This window comes from Parasedimentitalea marina (assembly GCF_004006175.1).
Taxonomy (GTDB): domain Bacteria; phylum Pseudomonadota; class Alphaproteobacteria; order Rhodobacterales; family Rhodobacteraceae; genus Parasedimentitalea; species Parasedimentitalea marina.
On sequence record NZ_CP033219.1, the window covers coordinates 50,563 to 63,557 of the forward strand.

9 protein-coding genes are annotated in these 12,995 nt (G+C 59.8%); 3 read left to right on the forward strand and 6 right to left on the reverse strand.

Features of this window, described 5'->3' with window-relative positions:
- Nucleotides 1-17: 17 nt before the first annotated feature.
- Genes EBB79_RS00200 through EBB79_RS00215 form a run of 4 tightly spaced genes read right to left on the reverse strand, consistent with a single transcriptional unit; the run spans nucleotide 18 to nucleotide 6,722 of the window.
- On the reverse strand, nucleotides 18-2,060 hold the full coding sequence (locus EBB79_RS00200) for a hypothetical protein (protein ID WP_127746903.1): 2,043 nt from the start codon (nucleotides 2,058-2,060) through the stop codon (nucleotides 18-20).
- On the reverse strand, nucleotides 2,057-4,831 hold the full coding sequence (locus tag EBB79_RS00205; protein ID WP_127746904.1) for a DUF4159 domain-containing protein: 2,775 nt from the start codon (nucleotides 4,829-4,831) through the stop codon (nucleotides 2,057-2,059). Before EBB79_RS00205 ends, EBB79_RS00200 begins: the two co-directional genes overlap by 4 nt.
- A complete protein-coding gene (locus EBB79_RS00210) occupies nucleotides 4,831-5,718 on the reverse strand; it encodes a DUF58 domain-containing protein (RefSeq protein ID WP_127746905.1) in 888 nt (295 codons plus the stop codon). Before EBB79_RS00210 ends, EBB79_RS00205 begins: the two co-directional genes overlap by 1 nt.
- Nucleotides 5,715-6,722 carry an AAA family ATPase gene (locus EBB79_RS00215; protein WP_127746906.1) on the reverse strand — a complete coding sequence of 336 codons (1,008 nt, stop codon included), beginning with the start codon at nucleotides 6,720-6,722 and terminating at the stop codon, nucleotides 5,715-5,717. The genes EBB79_RS00210 and EBB79_RS00215 overlap by 4 nt, the downstream gene beginning before the upstream one ends.
- A gap of 64 nt (nucleotides 6,723-6,786) precedes the next feature.
- Between EBB79_RS00215 and EBB79_RS00220 the strand changes: the two genes are divergently transcribed.
- Both EBB79_RS00220 and EBB79_RS00225 read left to right on the forward strand, forming a co-directional pair.
- Nucleotides 6,787-7,368 (forward strand): DUF1285 domain-containing protein, encoded by a 582-nt coding sequence (locus tag EBB79_RS00220; RefSeq protein WP_127746907.1) that lies wholly within the window; start codon nucleotides 6,787-6,789, stop codon nucleotides 7,366-7,368.
- 162 nt (nucleotides 7,369-7,530) lie between these two features.
- Entirely contained in the window at nucleotides 7,531-8,283 is a 753-nt protein-coding gene (locus tag EBB79_RS00225; RefSeq protein ID WP_127746908.1) for a hydroxypyruvate isomerase family protein, read from the forward strand.
- 368 nt (nucleotides 8,284-8,651) lie between these two features.
- On the opposite strand, the gene polA is transcribed toward EBB79_RS00225, so the two are convergent.
- Nucleotides 8,652-11,453, reverse strand: coding sequence for a DNA polymerase I (polA, locus tag EBB79_RS00230; protein ID WP_127746909.1), 2,802 nt, complete (start codon nucleotides 11,451-11,453; stop codon nucleotides 8,652-8,654).
- Nucleotides 11,454-11,630: 177 nt separating this feature from the next.
- On the opposite strand from polA, the gene EBB79_RS00235 reads away from it, so the two are divergent.
- Complete coding sequence (locus EBB79_RS00235; RefSeq protein WP_127746910.1) at nucleotides 11,631-12,560, forward strand: ABC transporter ATP-binding protein; 930 nt, start codon at nucleotides 11,631-11,633, stop codon at nucleotides 12,558-12,560.
- A gap of 38 nt (nucleotides 12,561-12,598) precedes the next feature.
- Here EBB79_RS00235 and EBB79_RS00240 read toward each other — a convergent pair whose 3' ends face one another.
- Nucleotides 12,599-12,928 (reverse strand): ArsR/SmtB family transcription factor, encoded by a 330-nt coding sequence (locus EBB79_RS00240; protein WP_127746911.1) that lies wholly within the window; start codon nucleotides 12,926-12,928, stop codon nucleotides 12,599-12,601.
- Between the last annotated feature and the right edge of the window lie 67 nt (nucleotides 12,929-12,995).

Genomic DNA, 12,995 nt, shown 5'->3' on the forward strand with positions numbered 1-12,995 from the left:
GTTGGGCCGCCCGTCAGTTATCGCCGGCCCTCTCGGATCCAACCAACCGTGATGAAAAATGATGCCAATAGCAGTACCAGCCAGGGTGGTAGCAATTGGGATTGTACCACGGACAGAGTTTCATAGGCGTTTCGAGGCGTTAAACCGATCCATCCGCGTCCTGAGGCGGGACGCCCAGTACGGGTATTTCTAAGGACGGGAATACCGTCCTGCAGGCGCAATAGCCCGCCGCGTGTCGGCTTGATCACAGGCTGAAGGATGTCTCTGGTGGCAATGGTCTCCTCGAATTCCCGCGGCGCAGCGGGGCCAAGACCGATAACGGCAGACTGGTCGCCTTCGGTCAGGCGGTACAGTCCGATTTCAGGGCCTTCAAACTGGGTTTCCCATTGCCCTGGGCCGGTTTCGGTCAAGTCCAGTTTAACGGTGCTGCCATCGGGGTGGGTCACCGTGACCTGGCCGACCGAGTCATCCAGAGTGCGCCGCAAGATGCGCATACGTTGGCCGACTGCCTCGGCCCAAAGGGCCTGCTCTTCGAGTTCCGGCTCTTTCATCATCCAATGCGCTAAGCGTCGCAGCAGTTCCAGCTGCGGGCCGCCGCCCTCATAGCCCCTGCTCCATAGCCAGGCGTGATCCGAGGCCAGCAGCGCCACGCGACCTTCGCCGACCCGGTTCAGCACCAGCAAGGGGCGATCGTCGAGACCGGACATCAAGGTGTGGCCCTGTGGTTGGTCCACCTCAATCTGACGCAACCAGCGGCCCCAGGTTGCGGCGTCTCCCAAATCGGCGGTAACCGGATGTCGTTGGCCAAGATCCGTGACGACAGGCTGATAAGGGTCTTCGATGACCCGCGCCGTCGGGCGTGCGGGAAGAACCAGGGACAAGGGCGAGCGGTAGATGCTGTCGGCGGTGGCAAAGTCGGGCCCGGCGGCGACCAGTACTGCGCCGCCCTTGGTCACATAATTGGACACATTGTCCAGATAAATTGCAGGCAGAATCCCACGTCTTTGGTAGCGATCAAAGATGATCAGGTCGAAATCATCGATCTTTTCCAGAAACAACTCACGCGTGGGAAAGGCAATCAGCGACAGCTCGTCCACCGGTACCCCGTCCTGTTTTTCAGGCGGGCGCAGGATGGTGAAATGGACCAGATCTACCGCGCTGTCGGACTTCAGCAGATTGCGCCAGGTGCGGCTGCCGGGATGTGGTTCGCCCGAGACCAGAAGCACCCGCAGTCGATCCCGCACCCCATTGATCTGCACCAGCGCGGTGTTGTTGCGATCCGTTAGCTCGCCCTGTTCTTTGGGCACGGTAAACTGGATCACATTGCGCCCACCATGTGGCAGCGTTAGCGGCAGGTCGATATCAGCGCCAATAGGCAGCGAGAACCGTTGCGGCGCGGCGCCGTTGACCGATATTTCCAGGGGGGCCAGCGCGGAGTTGTCTGGAGCTGCGCCCTGATCCTCGATGCGCAGGGTCAGGGTCACGGGCTCACCGATGATGGCGAATCCAGGGGCATTGCGTACAATCAGGCGGCGATCCCAATCGGTATTCTTGCCGGTCGCCAACAGGTGCAGCGGGGCAGGTAAGTCAGGAGCGTCTTGAACATCATGGATCTGTCCATCCGACAGCGCGATGATGCCAGCAATGCGGGAGCGGGGTTCTTCGGCCAATGCTTCAGAGATGGCGCCCATCAGTTGTGAGCCGGTATCGGCTTCCCCATCATCCAGGGTTATCCAGCGGGTCTGGGTGTTGGGGCGATCTGCCAGCTGATTGGCAAGGTCGGCCCTGGCAGCATCCATCTGGGCCGGGCGGTCAGAAAGCTGATTGCTGGCGGTGTCATCTGACACCACCAATACGATGTCGCTAAGCGGCGCACGGTTTTCAACCTGATAGACCGGCCCGGACAGTGCAGCGATCAACACCAGTGCCGCAAAACCACGTAAGGCCCAGCCGGACAATCCTCGCCAAAGGGCCGCGCCAATGCTGATCAGCGACAGGGCCGATAACCCCCCAATCACTGTCCATGGTACCAGCGGATCAAAAAGGATTACCTGTATCATTGGCCTAGCCTGTCCAGCAATGCAGGCACATGGACCTGATCGGATTTATAATTGCCGGTCAGCACATGCATCACCAGATTAACACCAAAACGATAGGCCAACTCGCGTTGGCGTTCGCCGGCAAAGCCACGCCCCACCGGCAATAGCGGTCGCCCGTTGTTGTCCACTGCCCAGGCGGCCCCCCAGTCATTGCCGCCGATGACCACCGGTGTCACACCGTCGTTGAGATTGCGGAACGGCATGCCTTCGATGTGCTCGGCGTCCACCGGGGCCGCCTCGACCCAAAGCTCACCACGTTGGTGACGGCCGGGAAAATCCTGCAGCAAGTAAAAGCTGCGCGTCAGCACGTGGTCGGCGGGCAGCGGCTCCAGCGGGGGGATGTCCAGAGACCGGGCCAGTTGTTGTAATTTGCGGGCGTTTGCACTGCTGGCACCGGATCCAACTAGATTGGCGTCGCGGGTGTCGAACACTATCATGCCGCCAGTGCGCAGATAGGCGTTCAACCGGGCATAGGCCTCGGCTGAGGGGCGCGGTTGGTCTGGCGTGATCGGCCAGTACAGCAATGGGTAGAACGCCAGCTCATCACGTTCCAGATCAACACCCACGGGGACCGAGGGTTCGATCGAAGTGCGAAAGAGCAGCGTGTTGGACAGTCCGCGTAACCCGTCATGGGCGATAGCGTCGATCTGATCATCGCCCGTTAGCACATGCGCCAGTGCCAGCTCTGAGCTGAGACCCAGTAAATCAGCACCCTGCTGGGCCTGGGCTGGTTGGACCGGAAGGCAAAGCCCGCCGACTGTCGTCAAGCCAAGCACCAGGGCAGCGGTGCGGGACATGTGCAGCAGCCCTGACACCGCCAGCGAGGCCGCTACGTCCAGTGCCAACAACATCAGTGCCAAGCTGAGTAACAGCCCGCCCAGGGCGCGTTCAGGCGCTAAGGCTGCACTGATCACTGGTATATTACTGGGCCAGAGCGCAGGACGCAATTGATCACCTGCGCGCAAAACATTGCGTGCCAGTTTTCGGGTGCCGCTGTCGTATAAACCGGGGCGCAGGCCGGGGCCGGCGGGGGCCTCCATCAGGTCAGGGCCATCAACGCCGGACAGGGTGCCTGCCTCGGTAAGGCGACCAAACCCGTCCAGGACACTAATCGGTGTCCAGACAGTGCCCTCTAGTTCCTCTGCGCTGGGAAGCTTGGCGGCGGTAGAGACCGCCAGCCGTTCCAGCATTTCCACAAACAGCCCGGACAGCGGCAAGCTGGTCCATTCGGCATTGGCGGTGACGTGAAACAGCACAACTTGCCCTTGACCCAGCGGCTTGCGCGTCACCAGCGGGGTGCCGTCGCCCAGCTCGGCAATCACCCGGTCCGCCAGACTGGGGTCGGGCTGCGCCACCACCTGCGAGCTTACCGTGACCTCTTGGGGAATAGTCAGGCCATAGAACGGTGTGTTTTGTTGGAAGGTGGCCAGAGTTTTGGGCTCACCCCAGCTCATCGCGCCGCCCAGGCTGCGGCCGCCACTGCGCAGGCGAACGGGCATCAGCGGGTGTTCTTCATCGCGGGAGATATCGCTGGCGGCCAGTCTTGGTCCGGCAAAGCGCAGCAACATGCCGCCCTTTTCGACCCATTCGGTCAATGCGTCTTCTTCGCTTGGGGCCAGTCGCGCGACGTCGGCCAGAATGATGACATCCGGATTGGCAGGCAGCAGATCACCCAGCCCGCCTTCGAACAATTCGGCCGTTGGCTGTAGGGCCTGACGCAGGTAATGCATTGGCGACAGCAGGATCAGGCCCTCGTTATCAGTCTGCGAGGTGATCAGTGCCACCTCACGACGACGCAGGCTGTCGTCGGTTAAGGCTACAGCTCCGGCAGAGCGGACTTGCTGCAGCTCAAACCGGGTAATCCGGGCGCGCAGTTCCGAAGGCAGGATCAGCTTGGCGCTTGCGGTGTTCCCATCAGCGGCAAATTCGGCGGTGGCCGTGGCCAGCACCCGCAGGGTGCCACCAGGATCACGACCCTGGGCGCGTACGGTGACCTGTTGCTCGGCAAGGGCTTGGCTGCGAATAGCCGTCAGCTCGATGGCACCATCTGCAAATTGCGCTGGCAACAGTCCCAGCCTGTTCGTGGTGGTCTGATATGCCTGCACCCCGCCGCGCTGCATTAGCGCCGCAGTTAGCTGATCGCGGTCAGGATAATCCAACCCATCGGAAAACCACAGGGTGTCAAACCCCGTGTCCACCGCTGCTATGTGTGTCATCGCGGTGGCTATCTGGTCCGGGCTTGGCTGCCAGGGCTGCGGCACCAGCCCGGCCACCCGCTTGCGCCAGACATCGGCGGATTGAAAATGCAGCGCCTCGGGTGCGGTCAAACGCAGCACGGCGACGGTACGATCGGCGCGTCCGGCCTCGGCTAACTTGGTGACCATCTGTTCGCTGGTGTTCTTCCAGTCGTCGGCTCCGGCCCAACTGGCGTCCAGAACCACCAGCAGTGGGCCGTTTCCGGCAGTGGCAGTGGGCGTGGGGTTTAGTACCGGGCCTGCCAGACCGATGATTGCCGCCGCCACCGCCAGCATGCGCAGCAGCAACAGCCACCATGGTGTGCGGTCCGACAGGCTCTCGTCGTCGCTGAGCCCCAGCAATAAGGTGACAGCCGGAAACACCCGACGCACCGGTGCAGGCGGGACGGCGCGCAGCAGCAGCCATAAGATAGGCAGCGCCAGCAATCCCAATAGCAGCCAGGGTGTGGTGAAACCGATGCCAGCCAGCGTTGTCATTATCGGGTACTTTCTAATGCGTGATACAGCCACAACAGGGCCGTCTGGGCACTGTCGCCGGTGTGATGCTGGCCCAGGCGCCAACCGGTGGCGCGACACAGGCTGTCCAGGGCATCGCGTCGCTCTGCCAGCCGATCCAGATAGCGGTCCCGCAGCGCCGATGCCTTGAGTGTTTCATGGCGCAACCCGCCACTGACGCTTTCGAACAGGGTGCGACCGGAAAATGGAAAACCCTCTTCGCTGGGATCGAGAACTTGCAGCAACACACCGCGAAGACCGCGGTCGGCAGCTTTGCTGAGGGCCAGTTGCAATTCGCCAAAGGGGCCAAGGAAATCGGAAATGAACAGGCCCCGTGCATGGGGAATCATGGCGTGATGTTCGGGCGGGGCGTAGTCAACGTCATCCTTGATACTCAATGCCTCGGCCATGCGCAGAACCTGCATGTTGCCACTGCGTGGCGGCAGGGATGTCCCGGTCAGGCCAACGCGTTCTCCGCCGCGGATCATTAAAATCGATGCTGCCAGGGCCAGCTTGCGGGCGCGGTCGATCTTTTGCGGCAACTCGGGTTTCGAGGCAAAGCGCATCGATCCGCCCTGATCGACCCAGACATGCACTGTCTGGGCAATCTGCCACTCGCGTTCGCGGATAAATTGTTGATCGCCGCGCGCCGAGCGACGGTGGTCGATCAGGCTGCGGCTGTCACCGGGTTGAGCCGGGCGATATTGCCAAAAATCGTCTCCCATTCCGGCACGCCTGCGGCCATGTTCGCCCAGCAACACCGAACCAGCCAGCTGTTCAGCCTGCACCAACAACGGTGGCAGGCTGCCGGCCTCAATTTCGGCGCGGTGTCTTAGCTCGGTGGCCTGAGGGATCTTGGCTAGGCTCACGCGGCGGCCTTGGTCCGGGTAAGATCCGCAGCCGTAGTGGCGATCAGATCAGTCAAGCTGTCGCCCCGGGCGCGGGCGGCAAAGTTCAGCGCCATGCGGTGGCTCAGCACCGGCTGCGCCATATCGATCACGTCCTCGGCACTGGGCACTAAATGGCCCTGTAGTAATGCCCGCGCCCGCACTGCCAGCATCAGCGCCTGCGCCGCGCGCGGGCCGGGGCCCCAGGCCACGGTTTGGGCAACTTGGTCGGTGACACCGGGTTCGTCGGGACGGAAGGCACGGACCAGATCCAGGATCAGCTCCATCACCGATTCGCCAACTGGCACCCGGCGCAACAGGGTCTGAGCAGCAATCAGGTCTTCGCCGGTGAAGACCTGCACGGCTTTGCTGTCCACTGTCCCGGTGGTAGCCAGCAGAATGTCCCGCTCGGTGTCACGGGTGGGATAGCTGACGTCAATCTTGAGCAGGAACCGGTCCAGCTGTGCTTCAGGCAGGGGATAAGTGCCTTCCTGCTCGATCGGGTTCTGGGTGGCCAGCACATGGAACGGCGCGCCAAGCGGCCTGTCTTCACCCGCTACGGTCACTGTATGTTCCTGCATCGCCTGCAGCAGTGCCGACTGTGTGCGCGGGCTGGCCCGGTTGATTTCATCGGCCATCAGCAGCTGGCAAAACACGGGCCCCGGTACAAAGCGGAACGATCGGTGGCCTTCGGCATCGGTATCCAGAACCTCAGAGCCAAGAATGTCGGCCGGCATCAGATCAGGCGTGAACTGGATTCGATTTCCGTCCAGGCCCATTACGGTCGCAAGGGTTTCTACCAGCAGGGTTTTACCCAGGCCGGGTAGCCCAATCAGCAGCCCGTGACCACCACATAACAGGGTCGACAGCGCCAGATCCACCACACGCTCTTGTCCGATGAACTGTCGGGTGATCGAGTCCCGCGCTTGTTGCAGTTTTTCTTGCAAAGCCTCGATTTCAGTCAGCAGGTCGTCGGGTTCGGACATGACATTCCCCTTGTCGCGAATATATAATGGTACTCTATCGTGCTGGAGGGAAATGGCAAAAGCAATGAATGGACAAAATGATGTGAGCCCGTCGGCCGAGGGCATCGCGGCGTCGATAAAAGCCGCAAAGAGTGGCGGATTGCCGCCAGTGCACCTGTGGAACCCGGCGTTCTGCGGTGATTTGGATATGCGGATCGCCCGCGATGGCACCTGGTTTTATCTGGGCACCCCAATTGGCCGCTTCGAGCTGGTCAAACTGTTCTCATCGATTCTTAAACGCGAAGACGGCAAATATTTTCTGGTCACTCCGGTTGAAAAGGTCGGCATCACTGTCGATGATGCGCCGTTTGTTGCGGTGGATTTTGACGCCACGGGCAGTGGGGCCGCGCAGATTATTAGCTTCTCCACTCATGTGGGGGACATCGCCATTGCCGGACCAGACCACCCTATCCGGGTGGTGCGCGATCCGCAGACAGGAGAGCCTTCCCCTTATGTCCTGATTCGCGCCGACCTAGAGGCCCTGATTGATCGCAAAAGCTTTTACCGGCTGGTCGATCTGGGTGCGCATCACGATGGCTGGTTCGGAGTGTGGTCGTCAGGGCAGTTTTTCCCGGTGATCCCGTCAGCGGATTTGGACGAGACATGATGGGCTTACCGGTTGTTTCTGATTTGAGGGTTACCGGGTGCTGACGTCAAATGCGCGCAATTTGAAGAAATGATGGCACCACACTCGAAGCGATATGTGTCATTCGTTGACAACCCCGGCCTCACGTCTGGGGCCGATCACATTTAACCGGGAAGGGTCCTGATGCCTAAGTTTGCAGCCAATATCTCGCTGCTGTTTTCCGAACTGCCTTACCTCGACCGGTTTCAGGCCGCCGCCGCTGCCGGGTTCGAGGCCGTGGAGATCCTGTATCCCTATGAGACTGCCGCCAAGGAAACCCAGCGCGCCCTGATGAGCAACGGGTTGGAGCTATTGCTGATCAATGCACCTCCGCCGAATTATACCGGAGGTGAGCCGGGTTATGCGGCCATTCCAGGTGGCGAGGACCGCTTCCAGCGCGATATCCGCAGGGCGCTGCGCTATGCGGAAGTACTGCGCCCAGGGATGATCCATGTAATGGCCGGCTATGAAAAAGGTCTGGCAGCGCAGGAGACCTATATTCGCAATCTGCAATGGGCAGCGGACCGGGCGCCTGAGCAGAAATTCACCATCGAACCGCTCAACAGCGGTGACCAGCCGGGCTATTTTCTGGATGATTACAATCTGGCGGTTGAAATTCTGGATGCCGTGGACCGCCCTAATGTTGGGTTACAATTCGATGCCTATCATGCGCAGATGATCCATGGTGACGCCGCGCAGGTCTGGGATGCGTTTTCAACCCATGCTGCGCATATCCAAATCGGCGCGGCACCGGCTCGCAGTGAGCCGGGTACGGGCCCAATGGATTTTAGCGCTCTGTTTAATGCAATTGATGAAAGCGGTTATGCAGGCTGGGTGAGTGCAGAATACACCCCAACAACCAAACGCACCGAGGATAGTCTGGGTTGGATGTCATAACCAGATAAACGACGAAGTGTACAAGTGCGCTGGAGTGAGAGTCGTTGTCGCGTGCAGGTGGATCGCATTTTGGCAGGAGATTCCAGTTTCGTGTTCGGTTGCCCATACCTTTGGAACAAGCATCGTAGCTGTATTGAGGTATCGCAAGGGTTTGCCAAGGAACGGCGTTCTCCCGCCCGTCATCGACCTCCTGTCGGAGGTACTCTGCCAGTTGGGCGTGGCATGAAGCGCTCCTACGGAGCACTTCATGCGGGTCGTGTGCCACCGGCGCCGCGCATTGCGCGGCGCTTGGCCCAAGGCTGTCATGGGGAATTGGCGTAGCCGGTTCACCTTGCAGGCGCGGGAGTGCACCGTTGATGGGCTGTTGGCTAGTGTGCCTCGGCCCAGTTGGCACCACGTCCGGCATCCACGATGAGTTTTACATCCAAATGCACCGCCGGGTCGGCGGCGTTTTCCATTGCGGTGCGGGCCGCTGCAATGGTTTCTTCGACGGAGGCCTCGGGTACTTCGAACAGTAGTTCATCGTGCACCTGCAGCAGCATGCGTGCGGGCAGGTGGGCGATGGCGTCGGGCATGCGGATCATGGCGCGGCGGATTACATCTGCTGCGGTGCCCTGGATCGGTGCGTTGATGGCGGCGCGTTTGGCAAAACCGGCGCGCGGCCCTTTGGCAGCGATCTCAGGGGTATGGATCTTGCGGCCGAACAGGGTCTGGACATAGCCGTGCTCTTTGGCGAACTCGACCGTTGCGTCCATGTAGGTGCGGATGCCAGGGAAGCGCTCGAAATAGCGGTTGATGAACCCCTGTGCCTCGGCCCGTGGAATGCGCAGGTTGCGCGCCAGGCCAAAGCCCGAGATGCCATAGATGACGCCAAAGTTGATCGCCTTGGCCTGTCGGCGGATTTCCGGTGTCATCTCATCCAGCGATACGTCGAACATTTCCGAGGCGGTCATGGCGTGAATGTCCAACCCGTCGGCAAAGGCCTGCTTCAGCGCATCAATGCCGGCAACATGGGCCAGAATGCGCAGTTCGATCTGACTGTAGTCGAGTGACAGCAACACATTACCGGGCTCAGGTATAAAGGCCTCGCGGATGCGACGGCCCTCTTCGCTGCGCACCGGAATGTTTTGCAGGTTGGGATCTTTTGAGGCCATGCGCCCGGTGTTGGCACCGGTCTGCAAATAAGAAGTATGCACCCGGCCGGTGTCTGCATTGATATGGTCCTGAAGGGCATCCGTGTAGGTAGACTTTAGTTTGGACAGCTGACGCCAGTCCAACACGCGTGCGGGCAAGTCGTGTTCGGTGGCCAGATCCTCCAGGATATCAGCCCCAGTAGCATAGGCGCCGGTCTTGCCCTTTTTGCCACCTTCGAGACCCATTTCGTCAAACAGGATTTCGCCCAGCTGTTTTGGGCTGCCGACGTTAAAGGGCCGCCCGGCGAGCGCGTGAATATCCGCCTCCAGCTCTGCCATTTTCTGGGCAAAGGCATTGGACATACGGCTGAGCGTGTCACGGTCAACCTTGATACCGTCCATTTCCATCTTGGCCAGCACCGGAATCAGTGGCCGCTCCAACGTTTCATAAACAGTGGAGACTTTGGCCTGGTGCAATCGCGGTTTGAACAGCTGCCACAGGCGCAAAGTAATATCGGCGTCCTCGGCGGCATAGGGAATGGCGTCGCTGACCGGGACTTTGTCAAAAGTGATCGCGGATTTTCCTGTGCCCAGCAGAGGTTTGATCGGGATTGGTGTGTGATCCAGATAGCGTTCGGACAGGGTATCCATACCGTGATTGTGCAACCCGCCGTGCAATGCATAAGACATCAGCATAGTGTCATCCATCGGCGCAACCGTGATGCCCTGACGGGCAAAGATCTTGGCGTCATATTTCATGTTTTGGCCGATCTTCATGATCGCCGGGTCTTCCAGAACGGGTTTTAGCATCTCCAGTGCCGTGGTCAGTGGCATTTGCCCCTTGGCCAGATCGTCCGAGCCGAACAGATCATCTGCTGCGGCGGCGCGGTGGGTCAGCGGGATGTAGCAGGCGGTTCCCGGCTCGACACAGAGGGAAATACCAACCAGATCGACGACCATTTCGTCCAGCCCGGTGGTTTCGGTATCTACCGCCACCCAGCCACGTTGGCGGATCTGGTCGATCCAGGGCTGCAGCTCGTCGGCACTGCGGACACAGGTGTAGGCGTCACGATCAAAGGGCACATCCTCGGCAATGACCTCGATCACTCCGGCGGGGGCTTCGGCAATGGCCGGGGCCTCTTGCCCCAATTGATCTGCCATCCGTTTGGTGAGGGTGCGGAATTCCATTTCGGCAAGGAAGCCCAGCAGCACTTCGGGATCGGGATCGCGCACCTCAAGGTCTGCAATGGTGAAGTCCAGCGCCATGTTGCAGTCCAGCTGTACCAATGTCTTGGACATCTCGATCTGCTTGCGCTTGTCGATCAGGGTCTGGCGGCGTTTGGGTTGCTTGATCTCACTGGCGCGGTCCAGCAGGCTTTCCAGATCACCGTATTCATTGATCAGAAGGGCTGCGGTTTTAATGCCGATTCCCGGCGCGCCGGGGACGTTATCGACGCTATCACCCGCCAGCGCCTGTACATCGACCACCCGTTCAGGGCCAACGCCGAATTTCTCAATCACACCGTCCCGGTCGATGCGTTTGTTTTTCATCGCGTCCAGCATTTCAACGCCGCCGCCAACCAGTTGCATCAGATCCTTGTCGGAACTGATGATGGTACAGCGCCCACCGGCATCGCGGGCCTGACAGGCCAGGGTGGCCATGATGTCATCGGCCTCAAACCCTTCGACCTCTTTGCAGGCAATGTTAAAGGCACGGGTGGCGGTGCGGGTCAGCGGAAACTGTGGGCGCAGATCTTCGGGGGCAGGGGGACGGTTGGCCTTGTAAAGGTCATACAGATCATTTCGGAACGTCTTGCCAGAATGGTCAAATATTACCGCTACATGGGTGGGGGCGTCGGGGCCGGTGTTGCCCTCGACATAGCGTTGCAACATGTTGCAGAACCCGGCGACAGCGCCAATCGGCAGCCCGTCGGATTTACGCGTCAATGGCGGCAATGCGTGATAGGCGCGAAAAATAAACGCCGAGCCGTCGATCAGATGCAAATGGCAGCCTTTGCCGAATTCCGTATTGCTCATGCCCGTGCGCTCCTCGGTGTGCTGGTTTGGTCCTGTTATCAGTTATCCCGCTTGTAAGGGCAACGCCGGAAGACAGTTCTTGTGTGCAGAAACGGAGAGGGGCTCATCGCTGGTGGTCCCCGTGCATATCCAGTAGGGGATTTTACGAGCCAGGGCAGAATAGGGGCAAGTGCCGCGATGACACAGGATGCGATACGGATTGAAGGTTTGCGCAAGACCTACAAGGGCGCAAAGGGACAACCCGAGAAGCAGGCGCTTAGAGGTATCGATCTGAGCATTCCGCGCGGATCTGTGTTTGGTCTGCTGGGCCCCAATGGTGCCGGCAAATCGACAATGATCAATATTCTGGCCGGTCTGGTGCTTAAAACCTCGGGTAAGGTGACAATCTGGGGCTTTGACCAGGATGCCAACCCTCGTCAGTCGCGGGCCTCGATTGGGGTGATGCCGCAAGAGCTGAACCTAGATCCGTTCTTTTCCCCGTGTGGCGCGCTCGAGGTGCAGGCAGGGCTGTATGGTGTCCCCAAATCCGAACGCCGCAGCGACGAGATTTTGCGCATGATCGGGCTGGAGGACAAGGCCGAGGCCTATGCCCGGACACTATCGGGTGGCATGCAGCGTCGGTTGTTGCTGGGCAAGGCATTGGTGCATCGCCCGAATATTCTGGTGCTGGATGAGCCGACCGCAGGTGTTGATATCGAGCTGCGCCAGATGTTGTGGACCAATATCCGCAAGTTGAACAAACAGGGCATGACCATCATCCTGACCACCCACTACCTGGAAGAGGCCGAAGAGATGTGCGACGAGATCGCCATCATCAATGAGGGCGAGGTGGTGGTGCGTGACAGTACGGTCAATTTGCTGGGCCGCTTGGATAGCAAAACGATGGTCGTGCAACCCGATCAGCCGGTCACAGACCTTCCCCAAGGGGATGGAATTGGGGCCGAGTTGCGTAGCGATGGCGCTGTGGTACTGCGCTACCGTGTTGGTTCTACCAGTGCGGAACAGGTACTTGCCGCGGTGCGCGATGCGGGCATCACCATCCGGGATGTGAAAACGGAAGAGGCAGATCTGGAAGACGTGTTCCTGTCTTTGACCAAGACGAAGTAGCGCCGGTAATTGCGAATAGGTGGCGCTGCTGAGGTGCCTTAGCAGGCTTTGGAGGATGCCCCACAACACGCCAGCACGCCCTGGTGATTGTTGCAGCAATCCTTGATCAGATAGCCCATCATGCCGCCCATGGCGTCAAAATCGACGCGGTAAATGATATTGCGTGATCTGCGCTCGGCGGTGACCAGCCCGGCCTTGGCAAGCGTGGACAGGTGAAATGACGCCCTGGACGATGCCGCGTCAACAGCTTCGCCAATCTCTCCGGCGGAAGCGCCGTCGCTGCCTTTGGTGACCAGAAACGTGAGGATGCGCAGCCGTGTTTCCTGAGCAAGGGCACCCAGGGCCTCGATGACTTGACCTTCATTCATATTTCAACTCCCGTTGAGGTGTCTATTGACTCCATTATACTTCAATAATACTTGAGATATTGAAATA